Origin of the sequence: Arthrobacter sp. U41 (assembly GCF_007679325.1) — a bacterium.
GTDB lineage: Bacteria > Actinomycetota > Actinomycetes > Actinomycetales > Micrococcaceae > Arthrobacter.
The window spans coordinates 427,663-443,830 of the sequence record NZ_VEGI01000001.1 but is presented as its reverse complement, the minus strand read 5'-3'; the positions used below and the strand labels follow the sequence as shown (position 1 = coordinate 443,830).

Sequence of the window (16,168 nt, the reverse complement as noted above, 5' to 3'; positions counted from 1 at the left end):
ACGCGGGGCACAATGCAGGGAATTTGAAGCCGCGCCGCGGTTCGTTACGAAGAAGGACGAGTATGCCTGTGAACCCGCGTGTGGCGTCAGCTGAGGTTGCGCTCCCGCCGAAGTGCAGGGGCTGAGTCCGGTGGAGACTTCCGAACCAGGCCGGCACTCCGGCGGCGGCCGACATGCGCGGGAGCCGGCCCAGGAGGCCGGAAGAATCCGGCGCTTTGGCAGGATCCGCCCGCAGTTCCTGATCGTGCTGGTGACTGTCCTGGGCCTGATCTCGGCCGCCGGCGTTTATGCCACCATCCAGGCCGGCTCCCCGGTCGACGCCGGTGCTACGCCGGTAGCGTCCGTTTCCGCGTCTGCGCGTCCCGCAGGTGCGGCGCCGGCGGTATCGCCGTCAGGCACCACGCTGCCGCCGACGCCTACGGCAACTCCAACGCCGACGCCGACCCCAACCCCAACGCCAACCGTCGTACCTCCCAGCATCGGACCGGCCCTGGACGCGCAAATCAACGCGGTCATCAAGGCCAACAGTGCCTACGGGTTTGGTGTGGCCCTCATCGATATGACTGACGGAAAGGTGCACACGTACGGGGCGAAGACCAAGTTTGTGGCCGCCAGTACCGGAAAGATCCTCGCCGCAGCGGCCTACTACCATATGGTGGAAACCGGCAGGGCCTCGCTGGCGGCACCGATGGGGGCGTCCACCGCCGGCCAGCAGATCCGGCAGATGGTCCAGCAGAGCAACAACGACTCGTGGGCTTTGATTCTGGCTGCCATCGGCCACCAGGGACTCACCGACTATGCCGCGTCGCTCGGCATCCCCTATGACCGGACCGTGAACGCCCTGACCCCGGCAGAGATGGCGACAACGCTGTCCGAGCTGTACAGCGGCCGGCTGCTCAATGCCGCACACACGGCTCAGTTGCTGTCCTACATGCAGAACACCAACTACGAAGTGCTGATCCCGGCGGCGGTCCCTCCCGGGGTCTCCGTCTTCCACAAGTACGGTCTGCTTTTCGGCAATCTTCACGACGCCAGCATTCTGGTCAAGGGGAAGCGGGCGTTCGTGTTTGTGGTCTACACCCTGGGCCAGGACATGTCGGACATGGCTGCACGGACCCGCGTTATCCACCAGCTCACCGGCACTGTCACCGCCGGACTCTTTTAGCCGAGCCGTTTTTGCCGGGCCGGTTTTGTTGGGCCCGGTTCCGCAACAGGTCACACACTCGTAGGCTGGATAAAGGGAGGTGAATGCCATGAAAGCATCACAGGGAGACCGGATCATCATCCGTGGCACCACGGTCGAGTCTTCGGACCGGCACGGGGAAATCCTGGAGGTCAAGGGGGCTGACGGCGCCCCGCCGTATCACGTCCGGTTCGACGACGGCCACGAGACTATCCTGTTCCCCGGCGGCGACTTCGTCGTCGAACGCGGCAAGGCTGACTGACGCTCCTAGAAACTCGACGAACTGCCGGAGCCGGAGAAGCTGCCGCCGGTGCCGCCGTAACCGGTGGTGCTGCCGCCTCCGCCCCGGGCGCTGCTGACGCTGTGGACGCCGGTGGTGAACCCCGAGTTGAAGGTGGGCACGGAGAGAAAGTAGTACGCGGGGTATACGGTCCCCAGGATGCTGGGTTCGTAGGTCCGCCCGTACTTCACCTTGCTTCCGGCCTGAGCGCTCTCCATCTCCCTGCGCATCAGCGCGGCTTCCTTCTCATTCTTGGCGAAACCATCGATAACGGTGTCGGCGTGGTTCTTGAGCAACTCTGACAACTGCGTGCGCGCGTCGCGCAACCGGTCCAAGGCAGTCTCCGGGGTGATCGCGCCGTCGGCGAGTTCCGCGGTCCATCGTTCGATGTCCCGGTGGCTTTGGTCCCGGAAGGAACGCAGGGCTGCCGCCGTGGCGGAGCCGCCCTCGGCATGGTGCTTGCTGAGCATCTGTTCGATCGCGGCCAGGTCTGCGCGGTAAGGCGCCAGTTGCCGGTCCCAGGCGGGAGCCCAGGCGGAGCCCCGGTTGAGCAGGGCGTTGGTGTCCGCGATAACGTCGTCGAGGGCGTCCAGCTCGGCAGCGGCGTCCGCGTAGCTCCGGACCAGCTTCAGGTTCTGCCGCCTGCTGAGGGCCCGGGGCGTGAGGGCATGGACCTGGTTGGCCAGGCCGGTGGCGGTGTTGTACTTCGCCATGAAGGTCCGGTGCTTCTCCAGCACGGTGCTGCCGTAGCGGGAGGCTTCCGGGATGGTTCCTGCGTTGAGCTCGGTGACCTGGAGATCCATGCTGACGTTGGAGTAGCTGGCATCGCCGCGGGCCAGTTCCTTGCGGCTGCTGACCCGGGTCCGCCAACGCACGATCAGCCAGGTGGCGGTGCCCGCGACGGCGGCTGCCACCGCGGTCCACGCGGCGACGAGGAAGGCCGTGGACCGGTACCAGGGCTGGTTGATCAGCTCCGCGCCGCGCTGGATTCCGGCGATGGTGCCCTCCGTCCACTGGGCATCGCGCAGCAGTTCCTTGGACGCGTTCTGGATGTCCTCGCGCTGTTCGAGTGAGACCTTCCGGTTCTCGCCCATGTAGGTCCCCACCTGCCGGCCCACCGGGTCCAGGGCGAAGATAAAGAGCCCGTTCGCCCACTTCTGCCCGTCCTCGCTGATCCACTCCGGATGCTCGGCCCGGGCAGACCGCAGGACCTCCTCATTCAGGTTGGCCGAGGCCGAGCCGTTGTACGTATATACGGCTACCTTGGTGGGCTGATAGAACTCGATCGCCTGCACGGCCGGCACCAGAGTGTTTTCGTCCAGCACTCCAGCACGGTCCTCTACGACGATGTCGACCGGTGTGACGGCCACGGCCGCCGGCGACGTGCCCGCCAGGCCGATCACAACCAGCAGGAGGACACCGAGGACTTTCCGCACGATTCCCATTTCCTGAGCGTAGTGCCTGCCGCGGGCGCCGTCGACGCCGCTGCCGCAGCGGCCACCGTATGACCCGGGCCCGCATGGCAGCAGCAGGGTTGCGGCGGCCTCACCGCTCCCCGGGGCGTAGGACGGCGGCGAAAGAGCAGGTCAGGACGGAATGGGGCCAAAAGGCACAGTGACCGCCGACGCTCTCTGCCTCATACTGACGGCATGAGTCCCGTGGCGAACGAACCCGAGCCCAACCAGCCGCAGCAGGACGGTCCAGCACCGAACGAACCAGCGCCAAAACAGCCCGCGCCAAAACAGCCTGCGCCGAACCAGCCGGGACCGAACCAGCCAGCGGCCACGGTGGAGCCGCCCGCGGAACGTCACCGGCCGGACCGGACCCTGCTCGCGATTCTCGCCGCGATCGCCGTGCTGGTAGTCGTGGCCCTGATCGTGGTGTTCACCCGGGGGGAGCCCGCGCCTGTGGATGAGGCCACACCTGCCGGCGTGGTCCAGCGATACTCCGCCGCCGTGATCGCCGGGGACGAGGCCGCCGCGGCCGCCTACCTCACCGACGCCGCCAAGAGCCGCTGCAACAACCTGGAACCGGCCGCCGCAGACAATCTCCGCGTCACCCTCGTCTCAACCACCGAACGCCCCGCGTCCGCGGACGTCAAGGTGCTGATCACCGTCTCCGAGGCCGGCGGGCCGTTCGGGAGCGCCGAGTACCAGATGGAGGACGTCTTTGACCTGGTCAAGACAGGGGACAAGTGGCTGATCGACAGCGCCCCCTGGCAGCTGACGGTGTGCCCGAATCCGGCGGTGAAGCGATGACCGCTGAATCCGTCGTGGGCTCGGCCCAGCGGACCGTCCGCCGCCTCATCACCTACCTGCTGCTCTTCGCCCTCGTGGTGATCGCCGCCGTCGGACTCAGCGGGCTGCTGGGCCGGCTCCTGGCCGGGGGCACCGAGCTGGCCACCGGGGATGTGGCCGGGCTGGCGCGCTCGTTGGCGTTCGCCCTGATCGGAGGACCGCTCGCAGCGCTGCTCTGGTGGGTGGTCTGGCGGCGCCTGGACGACGAAACAGAACGCGCGTCCATCGGCTGGGGCCTGTATGTGGCGGGGATGTACGTGCTGGCCCTGGTGCTGGCGACGAGCAACCTGCTGAGTACGGTGGCCACGTTGATCGGCGGCCAGTCGCTGCAATGGCGCCTGTCCCTGGCCACCGGCGTGGTCTGGGCCGCCGTCTGGGCCTGGCACCGCTGGATGTGGCGGCATCCCCGCAGGCGGCCGCTGGACCTGTTGGACGTCCCTACGGTGCTGGGCAGCTACATCGGGCTGGTGATAGGGGTCAGCGGGGCCGTGACCGCCCTGTCGACCCTGCTCGACGCCGCCCTCCGGGGGGCGCTGGCCGCCGCGACGGTGGGGAAGCCCTGGTGGGTGTCCACTTTGCAGTCCCTCGCCTGGGCTGTGGGCGGCGGGCTGGTCTGGTGGTGGCACTGGAAGCACGACGGCGGGCGGCGGCTGCGCGGCGATCTCGCCAGCGTGGGCCTCATCGCCGTCGGGGTCCTGGGCGCCGGCGTGCTGACCCTTGGCGGGGCGGGTGTTACCTTGTTCGTCCTGCTGCGTCTCGCCTTCGACCGCACTGAACCGATGGACCAACTGCTGGAGCCGCTGGCGCCGGCGATCGCCGCCGCAGCGATCGGGTCCCTGGTCTGGGTGTACCACCGCGGGCTGGCCCGCGACAGTTCCGAAGCCATCCGGCAGGGGAGCCGGCTGGTGACGTCCGGCGTCGCGCTGGTGGCCGCTGCCTCCGGGATCGGCGTGATCGTGAACGCGGCCCTCGCCATGATGGCCTCCCCGCTTGCGGGCTCCGGAGCGCGTACCCTCCTGCTCGGCGGCATCAGCTCGCTCCTGGTGGGCGGAGTGGTCTGGTGGCTCACGTGGAAACCCCTGGAGAAGAGTCCCGCGGGGGCGTCCGGTCCTGCCGGCGGTTCCGGGAACTGGCAGAATGCGCGGCGGATCTACCTGATTGTGGTGTTCGGTCTCAGCGCCGTGGTCGCCGTAATCACCCTGCTGGTCATCGGCTACCGGATGTTCGAGTACTTCCTGGGCGACGTCTCGGGCGGCAGCGTGGTGGACAGGATCCGGGCCCCGCTCGGGTTGCTGGTCGCCACCGGCCTCGTCGCCGGATACCACTTCGCGGTGTGGCGCCACGAGCGTGCCGTCACCACGGCCGCCCAGCCCGTCCGGAGGCCGACCGTCGGCCACGTCGTCCTGGTCACCGGCGCCGATCCGGCACCGCTGCACCGGGTCATCGAGGACACCACCGGTGCCAGTGTGACGGTGTGGCGGCGCGCCGACGTCGGGCCGGGCGCGGGTGCCGACGCCGGCAGGCTGGCCGCGGAACTCGCCGGGAAGCTGGAGGGCGTGACCGGGCGGCAGGTGCTGGTGACCGTCGGGCCCGACGGCAGGATCGACGTGATTCCGCTCCGGGGCTGAGGGGCCGGAACCGCGCCCTAGTCCAGGTCGAAGGTCCTTTTGAAGCTCCGCACCGCATTGGTGACAGTGGGGAAGAAGTGGTCCGGGCCAAACCTGCTGCTGACGCCGAACCGGATCAGGCGGTCCTTGATGGGCCCCTTCATCTCGGCGAACACCAGGCTGATCCCGCGCTTCGCCAGCTCATCATCGAGGGCCACCAGGTCATCCAGCGCAGTGGTGTCCAGGCCGGTAATCGCCTCGGACGCCACGATTACCCACCGCACCGGTTCCGGGGCGCCGGCCACGAGCGAGCGGATGTGTTCGGTGAAGACGGCCCCGTTGGCAAAGAAGAGCGGGGCATCGAACCGTGCGATCACGAGTCCGGGGACGCGCTGCCCCTCGGGGTGCCGGCCCAGGTCGTGGTAGCCGGGGACGTCGCCGACGCTGCCCAGCTCGGTGCGGTACGGGTCCAGTGCGCGGAGCACAAAGGCAATCAGTGACAGGCCGATAGCAACCACGATGCCTTCGAGCACACCCACAAACGCGACGCCCAGGAACGTGGCCACCAGCAGGGCGGCCTCGGTCCGGCTCATCCTGAGGAGCCGGCGGAGCGTCTTCACATCGAGGATCGACGCCGCGGCAACCATGACGACGCCGGCCAGGACACTGGAAGGCAGGAAGGTGGTGACGCCGGGCGCCGCAACCATAAACAGCACCACCAGGGCAGCGGCAATAGCTCCGCTCAGGGGGCTCTTGGCACCCGCCTCGAGGGCGATCGGGGTCCGCGAGGTGCTGCCGGAAATCGGAAAGCCGCCAAAGAAGCCGCTGGCCACGTTCGCCACGCCGAGGGCACCCATTTCCTGGTTCCCGTCCACCTGGACGCCGCTCCGGGCAGCGAAGCTCTTGGAGAGGACCGACGTGTCCGCAAAGGCAATCAGGGCGATGCCGGCAGCCGGGCCCAGCAGCGCGACGACGTCGTCCACGCTGATTCCGCCGAGGGCGGGCGCGGGCAGGCCGGAGGGCAGGGCACCCACGGTGGGGAGCGCCGTCGTCAGGTTCAGGACGAACGTCACCGCCGAGGCCCCGACGACGGCGATCAGCACGCCCGGGAGCTTCCACGGCAGGAAACGGCACACAACGATCACGGCGATGGTGCCGGCGCCAAACAGTAAAGCGAGGGGATTGATGGCACCCTGGACGACAGCCTGCGCGGTGCCGGCAGCGCTGTTGACCAGTGAGCCGGCGGGGGTCGGAATGCCGAGCAACTTAGGCAACTGGCTCACCATAATGACCAGCGCGATCCCGTTGAGGTAGCCCACCCGGATGGGCTTGGACAACAGCCCGGTGACGAAGCCCAATTTGAAGACCCTGCCGGCCAGGAGCAGGGCGCCGATGATCAGCGCCAGCACGCCGGCGAGGGCCACCGCGCGGTCCGGATTCATGGCGGCAAGAGGCAGGATGGCGGCCGCGATCATGGGCGCGAGGCTGGAGTCAGGGCCGATGATCAGGACACGGGAGGGGCCGAACACTGCGTACGCGAGCAGGGGGATAACCGAGGCGTAGAGTCCCGTGACCGCCGGAAGCCCCGCTGCCTCGGCATACGCCATGCCCGCCGGAATGAGGAACGCGCTGAGGGCCGCCCCGGAGGCAAGATCGGATTTCAGCCATGGACGCTCATAGTCCCGCACCATCCTCAGGCCCGGCGGGAGGGTTGGTGTCCAGGCTCGGCGCACGGTGGCTCTTGGCTACGCGGCTGGGGATTCAGCGTCGGCCGCGGGAGCGTCCTGGCCGTACTCCGCCGAAATGAGGATGGGCAGATGGTCCGATGCCCCGCGCGGCAGGGTCTCCACGCTCTCGATGTTGAGGCCCTGAGACGTGGCGAAGTCAAAGTGGCCCTTGAACACCTTGTACCGCGTATAGGTACGCCGGTCGCTGAGCGTCAGGTCGTAGCCGGCGTCCTTCATTTGGGCCGTGAGGTTCTTGGTGAAGAACGGGTAGTTGAAATCGCCCACCATCAGCGACATCAGGCCGCCGCCCATGCTCATCAGTTCCGCATGCGCGGCGTGGATCTGGTTCCGCCGGAGCGAGTTGGACGCCGTGAGCGGGGCCGCGTGGAATGACGCGATGACGAGGTCATGGTCCGTCTCGTTATCGATCACCCGGGTGCCGATGAGCCGCTCGTGGGCGGGGGACAGGACCCGGTCATGCAGCGACTTCTTCAAGGCGAAGGTTTTCGTTTCGAACGCCCTGAACCGGTCCATCCGGTAATAGATCGCCAGCCCCAGCCGGTTGCCCTTGGTCGCGTCTGCAAGGTGCAGATCGCCAATCGTGTCCGGCAGGTCGTTGGTGTCGCACTCCTGCAGACACAAGGCATCAATCTCAAAATCGCGGGCCAGATCAACCAGCTCACCGCTGGCATGGTGCTTACGCAGGTTGTAGCTGATGACTCGAATCAGGGGAGCACCTCTTCGGTGGATAGTTGCGGACAGTCTGATTCCGAGTCTACCCAGTCCGGCCGAACGCGTGGGAACAAACGCCGCTGGTCCGGGTGGCACCCCATGTTGGCGGGAGCTGCGCCGGGACCACGGCTGGAATATGAGGCGCGGCTATCGCAACCCGGCCCGTGGCGGGCGCGCAGGCGATAGTGTGTTCTGGGATTAACAGCCACGCGAAAGGGCAGACATTGACGACTGCGGAACTACCGGTGCTAGCCGACGGCGATTTCTACTACGAGGTGCTGGGCGGCGGGCGTTTCCGCTCCACGATCCACGCCCAGGGGGCCTGGAACGAGCACGAACAGCACATGGCCCCTGCCTCCGGCATCATGGCGGAGTGCCTGGAGCGGCACGAACCGCGGGATGACATGCGGATGGCACGCCTGAGCTACGAGATCCTCGGGCTGATCCCCGGCGGCGAGTTCGAGGTGGTCACCGCAACGCTCCGCCCGGGCCGGACCATCGAGCTGGTGCAGGCCGAACTGGTCGCGCAGGGGCGCGTCGCCATCCGCGCCACTGCCTGGCGGATGATCATGTCCGACACGGCCGCCATCGCGGCGTTCGAGGACCCGCGGATTCCCGCGCCGCAGGACTGCGAACCGTATGACGGCGCGAGCATCTGGCCGGGCGGCTACATCGCTTCGCTGGAAATGCGGATTGCCGACGGGCACCGCGCGGGTTCAGGGACGGTCTGGCTGCACACGGAACACCCGCTGACGGACCGGAAGGACAGCAGCGACCTGTCCCGTCTGGTCGGGCTGGTGGACACCGCCAACGGGATCGCCGCCCGGGTTCCGCCCGGCAAGGGCAGCTACGCCTTCCCCAACCTGGACCTTCAAGTGCACATGTACCGTCGCCCCGAAGGCGAATGGCTGGGGCTGGACAACGAGGTCTCCTTCGGCACGGACGGAATCGGCCTGACATCGACGGTGCTGCATGACCTCCAGGGCCCGTTCGGCCGCGCCGAGCAGATCCTGACGCTCCGGAAGTCCTAGGGCAGGACGCTTAAATGAAGTGCGCATGACCCCCGGGGGGGTCATGCGCACTTGAGGGTGCCAGGATCCGGCACCGAATATCCGTCGCGGCGGTCAGCCGCATTGGTCAGTCGCGACGGTCGCGGCGGTCGTCCCGCCGGTCGCCGCGGTCGTCCCGCCGGTCCTCCCGGCGGTCGCCACGACGGTTAATCCCATGGGCGACGACTATTGCTCCGCCAACGGCGGCGGCGGTCCGGCGCCTGCGTCGTGCTGCAAGTGGCATGTCAGCTTCCTTCCTTCAGTGCTTCGGGCTCGGCTTCGGCGTCCGCCTCGAAGGCGGCGATGACGGCCTGGGTCGGGATCCGGCCGCTGGCCACGAGCTGGCCCCCGGCCTTGCGGATGGCCGAACCGAACGGGGCCGCCCACAGGTTCTCCCAGACGAGCACTGCGGCCGAGTGGCCGGGCTCAATGGTGGCGGCCAGGTCCATGACGTCCTGCTCCGAGAGCACCATGGCCAGTTCGGCCTCGGCCATGCGCACTTCGCCGAGCTGGCCCTCTTCGAGGTCGGAGATCTCTGCCGTCTCCAGCGTGCCGTCCTCGGTCTTCCTCAGGAACACCATGTCGAGCACCCTGACGAGCTCACGCTTAACCAGGTCGTCCAGGAACGGTGCGATCTGGCCGTCGCCGAAATTCGGCCCTGGGAACTCCACGACGATCCAGTCCACGGGCCCTAGTTCATCCAATGTCTCAGCCATGCTGAAGCCTCCGTTCTTGTTGGGTACAAGGCGATCCGATGGACCGCAGCAGCTCCAGTCTGTGCCTCCGGTGGGGTGCGGCGCCTCATCCGCACCGGGTGACCTCACCTGCTGTTAGTGGAAGACGAGCCAGCCCACCACGGTTGACAGGCCCGTCAGCACGGCGCCCCAGGCGATGTCCGCCACCACAATGATGAGCGGCCAGTTCTTCAGGGTGGCCGCATTGGTGAGGTCGTAGGTGGCGTAGGCGAAGGTGCCCAGTGCGGCACCGTAACCGAGCGCCGTGAGCCAGCTGCCGCCGTCGAGCGCGGGCTGGAGGGCGAAGAAGACGATTCCTGCGATGTACAGGACGTAGAAGGCGACGGCGTACCCTAGATTGGGCTTGTCCGCCATGAGGTGCCCCAGATGGTTCCGGTAGAACTTGCTCATCGACTTGAGCCAGACGGAATCGATGACGGCGAACGCGGCGGCTACGACGAGGAATTCCAAGATGACCATAAGGGAGCATAACAACATGCCGGAGGCCGCGGTGGCACCACGGACGCTGACCATTTTCCGGCAGGAGGCCTCCCTGGGCGCGGCAGAGGACCTGGACCTTGCCCTGGAACTCCTGCGGAAGGTCAAAACCGGCGAAGTGGGGCCGATGCTCCGGTTCTACCGGCCGGCACCCACCGTGGCGTTCGGCCAGCGGGACACGCACCTGCCGGGCTTCGACGCCGCGGCGCAGGCCTGCCGCGAACTTGGCTTCGAACCGCTGGTCCGCAAGGCCGGCGGCCGCGCTGCCGCGTACCACGAAGGGACCCTGGTGATCGATCACCTGGAACCGGACCGGGACGCGATCGCCGGGGCCAAGGGGCGCTTCTCCTTCTTCGGTGAGCTGCTGGCCCACGCCCTCCGGAGCGCCGGCGTGGACGCCGCGGTGGGGGAGATCCCCGGTGAGTACTGCCCCGGCGAATTCAGCGTCCACGGCCAGGACCCGGCGGTTCCGCAGCACCAGCTCAAGCTGATCGGCACGGCCCAGCGGGTGGTGGCCGGCGGCTGGCTCTTCAGCTCCGTCATCGTGGTGGAGAACTCGGCCCCGATCCGCGCGGTGCTTGAGGCCAGCTACGCCGCGCTGGGCCTGGACTGGGATCCGGCGACGGCGGGCGCCGTCAACGACCTCGTCCCGCGCCTTGACGTGGACGCCATTGAGGCCGCCGTGACCGGCACCTACGCCCGCTACGCCGCCTTGGAGTACGGCGACTTCGGCAGCCTGCTCGGCTAAGCCGGCGATGAATAAGGCCGGGCACACGAGGTGCCCGGCCTTGCCCATTGGCCCGGTGGTAACCGCGGAAGCCTAGTGGCCCCGGGCGATCCATTCCTCCAGGTGCGGCGCCTCGGCGCCGATCGTCGTCGGGTCGCCGTGACCGGTCCGCACCACGGTGTCCCCCGGGAGCGTCAGCAGCCGGCTTCTGATGGACTCGATGATGGTGGGGAAGTCGCTGTAGGACCGGCCCGTGGCGCCGGGGCCGCCCTGGAACAGGGTGTCGCCGCTGAAGACGGTGCCCTCGGTGGCCAGGGAGAAGCACATGGAGCCGGGGGAGTGCCCCGGTGTGTGCAGCGCCTGGAGCCGGGCACCGGCGACGTCGAACGTGTCGCCGTCCTCGATCGCGTGGTCCGGTTCGGTTCCCGGGAACACGCGTTCCCAGAGCATCCAGTCCTCGCGGTTGAGGTACACCGGAGCGTTGACGCGCTTGCGGAAATCACCGACGGCGGCGATGTGGTCATCGTGGCCGTGGGTCAGCAGGATGGCGGTGACGGTCCGTCCGGCAACGGCTGCCTCGATGGCGCCGGCGTCGTGGGCCGGGTCAATCACGAGGCATTCCGCGTCGTTGCCCACGATCCAGACATTGTTGTCGACATCCCAGGTGCCGCCGTCGAGCGAGAACGTGCCCGAGGTGACCAGCCGGTCGATCCGGAGCCCGTCCACGCGGACGCTCACAGTTCCACCACCGAGCGGAGCACCGAGCCGGAGTGCATTTTGTCGAAGGCTTCCTCGATCTGGTCGATCGTGATCCGCTCCGTGACAAACGCGTCCAGGTCCAGCTTGCCCTGCCGGTAGAGGTCGATCAGCATGGGGAAGTCGCGCGAGGGGAGGCAGTCGCCGTACCAGGAGGACTTGAGCGCACCTCCCCGGCCGAAGACATCCAGCAGCGGCAGGTCCAGGGTCATCTCGGGGCTGGGGACACCGACCAGAACCACCGTGCCGGCGAGGTCGCGGGCGTAGAACGCCTGCTTGTACGTCTCGGGACGGCCGACGGCGTCGATCACCACGTCCGCGCCGAAGCCGCCGGTCAGTTCGCGGATCGCCTCCACGGGGTCGACGGCGGAGGAGTCCACGGTGTGCGTGGCGCCGAGGTCCTTGGCGCGGTCGAGCTTCTTCGGGTCGATATCGACGGCGATCACGGTGGTGGCCCCCGCGAGCGCTGCGCCGGCGACGGCCGCCACGCCCACGCCGCCGCAGCCGATGACGGCGACGGAATCGCCACGCTTGACGTTTCCGGTGTTGATGGCCGCGCCGATGCCGGCCATCACGCCGCAGCCGAGCAGGCCGACGGCGGCCGGGTCAGCCTCGGGGTCCACCTTGGTGCACTGACCTGCGGCGACGAGGGTCTTTTCGGCGAAGGCGCCGATGCCGAGCGCCGCGCTGAGTTCAGTGCCGTCCTCGAGCGTCATCTTCTGGGTGGCGTTGTGGGTGTTGAAGCAGTACTGCGGCTGTCCCTTGGCGCAGGCACGGCATTCCCCGCAGACAGCGCGCCAGTTCAGCACGACGCGGTCGCCGGGGGCCACCTCAGTGACGTCCGGGCCCACGGCGCTGACCACACCCGTGGCCTCGTGGCCGAGCAGGAACGGGAAGTCGTCATTGATGGCGCCCTGCTTGTAATGCAGGTCGGTGTGGCAGACACCGCAGGTGATGATGTCCACCAGCGCCTCGCCCGGTCCGGGGTCCGGCACCAGGATGGTCTCCAGCGTGACATCGGCATTCTTGGCGCGGACTACAGCGCCTTTGACTTTATGGACCATGGGAAAGAGCTCCTCTGCTTAGATCACGGGTATCCCCACAACATGCTTGCACAACGGACGACGGCGCGGCCCCTCAGGTGGGCCGCGCCGTCGTCGTTGTCGGTTCATAAAATGGCCTTAGGCCGCGAGGCGGCTCTTGACCTCTGCCGCGGAGGGGTTGGTGGCCGCGGTGCCGTCCGGGAACAGCACGGTGGGCACGGTGCGGTTGCCGCCGTTGAGCTTCTCCACGAGATCTGCGGTGCCCTCAACTTCTTCGATGTTGATCTCGGTGTACCCGATGCCCTGGGCGTCCAGCTGCTTCTTCAGGCGGTTGCAGTAGCCGCACCAGGTGGTCGAAAACATGGTGATGGTGCCGGATTCGGGGGTGAAGTCCACGAAGTTCTCCTTTAACTGATAGGCGGCGCGCGCTGCCTGCGCCGTTGCCGGCAAAAGCAGCCGGCACAATTCATACGTCACTCTCAATAACCGTAACCCGCGGGCCGCTATTCCCGCACAGCCATCCCTGCAGAGCAGGCGGTCGGGAATAGCGCTCCGGAACTCCCGGTTCTTGCCTGTATGAAAGCCATAACGTACAGCGAATACGGCAGTCCCGACGTGCTGGAAGTCACGGAGCAGCCGCTGCCCAAGGTCGGCCCGGGCATGGTCCTTGTGAAAGTCAAGGCGGCCGCGGTGAACCCGGTCGACTGGAAAATCATGGCCGGCTATCTGGATCAGGTCATGGACCTGCAGTTCCCGGCAATCCCCGGGTGGGATGTGGCCGGCCTGGTCGAATCGGTCGGGATAGACGCGCCGCAGTTCAGGCCCGGCGACGAGGTCATCGCCTACGGACGGAAGGACTACGTCCACGGCGGAAGCTTTGCAGAATACATTGCGCTGCCGGAGCGGCTGCTGGCCCGGAAACCCGCTTCCCTTGGATGGGACGAATCAGCCGGCCTTCCCCTGGCCGGGCTGACGGCCTACCAGGTGCTCACCCGTCTGGGCCTGGCGCCGGGTGAGACCGTGCTGATCCATGGTGGCGCCGGCGGTGTGGGCTCCCTGGGGATCCAAATCGCCACGGCGCTCGGTGCCCGGGTAATTGCGACCGCCTCGGAAAAGAACCACGACTTCCTGCGCTCGCTCGGCGCCGAGCCGGTCAGTTATGGCGAAGGGCTCGCGGAGCGGGTGCGCGACCTTCGCCCCGGCGGCGTCGAAGTTGTGGCGGACTTCGCGGGCGGGAACCTCGAAGCCACCCTGGCTGTCCTGGCCGCGGACGGCAGGCACGCGTCCATTGCCGACAGCGAGGTGGAGGAGCATGGGGGCACCTGGATGTGGGTGAACCCCGTCGGCGCCGACCTGCGGGCGCTCGCCGGGCTGGTCGATGAGCACAACATCCGGGTCGAGATCGCCCGGACCTTCCCGCTGGAGCAGGCTGCGGAGGCCTTCCGGCTCAACATGGACGGTCACACCCGCGGCAAGATCGTGGTTTCGCTCGACGGCGCATGATCCGCAGCGGCGGCCGGAGTACGGCCGCCGCTGGCCCGCGGGTGAACCGGGTGGCATGCTGGTGCCATGTGTGGACGCTACGTGATGGCCCGGGCCGTCGGGGACCTGCTGGCAGAATTCGACGCCGGGCTCGAGGAGGAGATCGCGATCCCGCCGTCGTGGAATGTGGCCCCGACGGCGGACGTGCCGATCCTGCTGGAACGGCTGGTGGAGGGGGAACCGGTCCGGCAGCTGCATATCGCGCGCTGGGGACTGGTGCCGTCCTGGGCCAAGGACCCGGGGATCGGCTCGAAGATGATCAACGCCCGCAGCGAGAGTGTGCTGGAGAAGCCGGCCTTTCGGAAGGCCACCCGCGCCCGTCGCTGTGCCGTCCCCGCCGACGGCTACTACGAATGGAAGGGCGAAGGGCGCGGCAAGCAGCCGTATTACGTGCACCCGCGGGACGGGCACCCGATTGTCTTCGCGGGGCTCTATGAATGGTGGAAGGACCCGTCCAAAGCCGAGGACGACCCGGCGCGCTGGCTGCTTTCGACGTCGATCATGACCACCGACTCGCCGCCGGAGGGCTACGCCGGCGGAATGCTGGCCGAACTCACCGCCCTGCACGACCGGGTGCCGCTGCCGATGGACCGGGAGACGATGCAGGCGTGGTTGGACCCGCAGGCCGACGATGCCGCCGGACTCGTGGACCTGGTCCGGGCCGGCGCGCACGACGTCGCGGAGGGCTGGACGATCGACGCGGTCGGCACCGCCGTCGGGAACGTCAAGAACGACTCCCCGGAACTGATCGAGCCGGTGGGGAGCCTCTTCTAGCGGGGTTGGCGCGGCGATAGCTTGTGGGGCTGGTGCCGGGACAGGGCTGTGGCGGTGCAAAACTGTGGAGAGCTGCAGAGCACATCCGTGCTTCACAGCTCTCCGCACACCGGCTCGAATAGCGTGCCGCCGTGTACTCCAAGTCACGTTAGCGTCGCCGGCAAACACCTCAACAGGGCCTTTGTGCCCTTGGCCACGCGGTGCAGTCCGCATATTTGCTGTGATAGATCCGACCCGAATCAACCGGGAAGTGGAATCCTGACTTGGTGACTATTGATTTTTCGATCCGCGAAGCCGTCCCCGGCGACGCCCGGGACTTTGCCTCCTCCCAGGTTCTGGCCTGGCGTGCGGCCTACGCGGGCGTTCTTGACGAGGGTTACCTCGCCGGCCTGAATGTCGAACAGCTTACGCGGGGTTGGACCAGGATTCTGGGGGCTCCCGATGTGGATGTTCGCCGTCTTGCGCTGACCGCCAGCGGGTCGACAGTGGGCTGGTCCGGATTCGGGGTGCCGCGTGATGACGTTCCCGAGGGCACCGGGGAACTCCACGCATTGAATCTGCATCCGGACTATTGGTCCCGGGGCTTGGGGTCTGCGCTGTTCCTGGCGTCCGTGGAGGGGCTTCGCTCCATGGGGTATCACCGCGCGTATCTCTGGGTCGCGGACGGCAATAGCCGCGCCATCCGTTTCTACGAAAGGCATGGCTGGTGCCAGGACGGCACCACCAAAGAGGATGCCCGCTTTGACCCGCCGTTGTTTGAGCGCAGGTTGTCTGTGTCCCTTGGTTAGGAACGTCAGAGCGTCACTTTCCCGCCGCCGTCGACCGTCCAGCTGGGGTTGAAGGCAACCTCCCAGCGGTAGCCGTCCGGGTCGGCGAAATATCCGGTGTAGCCGCCCCAGGGCTGGGTCTTCGGCGCTGCGATGATGGCCGCGCCGGCCGACTCGGCTTCCGCCATCACCCAGTCGACCTCAGCCGTGCTGCCGAGGTTGTGGCTCAGCGTGATGGTGGGAACGCCGGCCGGGGGATCGGTGGCGGCTTCGGCCTGCATATGCCCGGCGTCCCAGAGCGAGAGGAGCAGGCCGTGATTGGCCTGGATGAACAGGACCTCGCCCCGGACTTCCCGGTGAACGGGCCAGCCCAGGCCATCTACATAGAAACTGCGGGAGGCGTCAACACTGCGGACACCCAGTGAAATTAAATCGACTCGTGGCTGCATCAT

General features: G+C 67.6%; 18 protein-coding genes. 9 read left to right on the top strand and 9 right to left on the bottom strand.

Features of this window, described 5'->3' with window-relative positions:
- The first annotated feature begins 130 nt into the window (after window positions 1-130).
- Together FS787_RS02040 and FS787_RS02035 are read left to right on the top strand one after the other, a co-directional pair.
- Window positions 131-1,165 (top strand): class A beta-lactamase-related serine hydrolase, encoded by a 1,035-nt coding sequence (locus FS787_RS02040; protein ID WP_260982351.1) that lies wholly within the window; start codon window positions 131-133, stop codon window positions 1,163-1,165.
- Window positions 1,166-1,253: 88 nt separating this feature from the next.
- Window positions 1,254-1,445 (top strand): DUF1918 domain-containing protein, encoded by a 192-nt coding sequence (locus FS787_RS02035; RefSeq protein ID WP_144670601.1) that lies wholly within the window; start codon window positions 1,254-1,256, stop codon window positions 1,443-1,445.
- Between the two features lie 5 nt (window positions 1,446-1,450).
- Here FS787_RS02035 and FS787_RS02030 read toward each other — a convergent pair whose 3' ends face one another.
- Window positions 1,451-2,908, bottom strand: a complete 1,458-nt coding sequence (locus FS787_RS02030; RefSeq protein WP_144670599.1) for a DUF5129 domain-containing protein — start codon at window positions 2,906-2,908, stop codon at window positions 1,451-1,453.
- Between the two features lie 204 nt (window positions 2,909-3,112).
- Between FS787_RS02030 and FS787_RS02025 the strand changes: the two genes are divergently transcribed.
- Together FS787_RS02025 and FS787_RS02020 are read left to right on the top strand one after the other, a co-directional pair.
- Window positions 3,113-3,721: a hypothetical protein gene (locus FS787_RS02025; RefSeq protein WP_313959630.1), complete on the top strand. Its 609-nt coding sequence runs from the start codon at window positions 3,113-3,115 to the stop codon at window positions 3,719-3,721.
- A complete protein-coding gene (locus FS787_RS02020) occupies window positions 3,718-5,388 on the top strand; it encodes a DUF5671 domain-containing protein (protein WP_144670597.1) in 1,671 nt (556 codons plus the stop codon). Before FS787_RS02025 ends, FS787_RS02020 begins: the two co-directional genes overlap by 4 nt.
- Window positions 5,389-5,405: 17 nt before the next feature.
- Here FS787_RS02020 and FS787_RS02015 read toward each other — a convergent pair whose 3' ends face one another.
- Window positions 5,406-7,100 (bottom strand): SulP family inorganic anion transporter, encoded by a 1,695-nt coding sequence (locus FS787_RS02015; protein WP_260982350.1) that lies wholly within the window; start codon window positions 7,098-7,100, stop codon window positions 5,406-5,408.
- 12 nt (window positions 7,101-7,112) lie between these two features.
- A complete protein-coding gene (locus FS787_RS02010; protein WP_144671842.1) occupies window positions 7,113-7,820 on the bottom strand; it encodes an endonuclease/exonuclease/phosphatase family protein in 708 nt (235 codons plus the stop codon).
- Window positions 7,821-8,050: 230 nt separating this feature from the next.
- Between FS787_RS02010 and FS787_RS02005 the strand changes: the two genes are divergently transcribed.
- Window positions 8,051-8,857: a thioesterase family protein gene (locus FS787_RS02005; protein ID WP_144670595.1), complete on the top strand. Its 807-nt coding sequence runs from the start codon at window positions 8,051-8,053 to the stop codon at window positions 8,855-8,857.
- Between the two features lie 263 nt (window positions 8,858-9,120).
- On the opposite strand, the gene FS787_RS02000 is transcribed toward FS787_RS02005, so the two are convergent.
- Both FS787_RS02000 and FS787_RS01995 read right to left on the bottom strand, forming a co-directional pair.
- Complete coding sequence (locus FS787_RS02000) at window positions 9,121-9,591, bottom strand: DUF6325 family protein (RefSeq protein ID WP_144670593.1); 471 nt, start codon at window positions 9,589-9,591, stop codon at window positions 9,121-9,123.
- A 114-nt stretch (window positions 9,592-9,705) separates the two neighbouring features.
- Entirely contained in the window at window positions 9,706-10,089 is a 384-nt protein-coding gene (locus tag FS787_RS01995; RefSeq protein WP_144670591.1) for a DUF2177 family protein, read from the bottom strand.
- Between FS787_RS01995 and FS787_RS01990 the strand changes: the two genes are divergently transcribed.
- Window positions 10,082-10,855 carry a biotin/lipoate A/B protein ligase family protein gene (locus FS787_RS01990; RefSeq protein WP_395940305.1) on the top strand — a complete coding sequence of 258 codons (774 nt, stop codon included), beginning with the start codon at window positions 10,082-10,084 and terminating at the stop codon, window positions 10,853-10,855. The genes FS787_RS01995 and FS787_RS01990 overlap by 8 nt on opposite strands.
- A gap of 72 nt (window positions 10,856-10,927) precedes the next feature.
- On the opposite strand, the gene FS787_RS01985 is transcribed toward FS787_RS01990, so the two are convergent.
- The 3 genes from FS787_RS01985 to FS787_RS01975 all read right to left on the bottom strand — a co-directional run bounded on the left by FS787_RS01985 (window position 10,928) and on the right by FS787_RS01975 (window position 13,029).
- Entirely contained in the window at window positions 10,928-11,572 is a 645-nt protein-coding gene (locus FS787_RS01985; RefSeq protein ID WP_260982349.1) for an MBL fold metallo-hydrolase, read from the bottom strand.
- Complete coding sequence (locus FS787_RS01980; RefSeq protein WP_144670589.1) at window positions 11,569-12,654, bottom strand: S-(hydroxymethyl)mycothiol dehydrogenase; 1,086 nt, start codon at window positions 12,652-12,654, stop codon at window positions 11,569-11,571. Before FS787_RS01980 ends, FS787_RS01985 begins: the two co-directional genes overlap by 4 nt.
- Before the next feature lie 117 nt (window positions 12,655-12,771).
- Complete coding sequence (locus FS787_RS01975) at window positions 12,772-13,029, bottom strand: mycoredoxin (RefSeq protein ID WP_024367105.1); 258 nt, start codon at window positions 13,027-13,029, stop codon at window positions 12,772-12,774.
- A gap of 180 nt (window positions 13,030-13,209) precedes the next feature.
- On the opposite strand from FS787_RS01975, the gene FS787_RS01970 reads away from it, so the two are divergent.
- The 3 genes from FS787_RS01970 to FS787_RS01960 all read left to right on the top strand — a co-directional run bounded on the left by FS787_RS01970 (window position 13,210) and on the right by FS787_RS01960 (window position 15,737).
- Window positions 13,210-14,136 (top strand): NADP-dependent oxidoreductase, encoded by a 927-nt coding sequence (locus FS787_RS01970; RefSeq protein ID WP_144670587.1) that lies wholly within the window; start codon window positions 13,210-13,212, stop codon window positions 14,134-14,136.
- Window positions 14,137-14,202: 66 nt separating this feature from the next.
- Entirely contained in the window at window positions 14,203-14,949 is a 747-nt protein-coding gene (locus FS787_RS01965) for an SOS response-associated peptidase (protein WP_144670585.1), read from the top strand.
- Between the two features lie 266 nt (window positions 14,950-15,215).
- Entirely contained in the window at window positions 15,216-15,737 is a 522-nt protein-coding gene (locus FS787_RS01960) for a GNAT family N-acetyltransferase (protein ID WP_186329068.1), read from the top strand.
- 5 nt (window positions 15,738-15,742) lie between these two features.
- On the opposite strand, the gene FS787_RS01955 is transcribed toward FS787_RS01960, so the two are convergent.
- Window positions 15,743-16,165 carry a VOC family protein gene (locus tag FS787_RS01955; protein WP_144671836.1) on the bottom strand — a complete coding sequence of 141 codons (423 nt, stop codon included), beginning with the start codon at window positions 16,163-16,165 and terminating at the stop codon, window positions 15,743-15,745.
- Window positions 16,166-16,168: the final 3 nt, after the last annotated feature.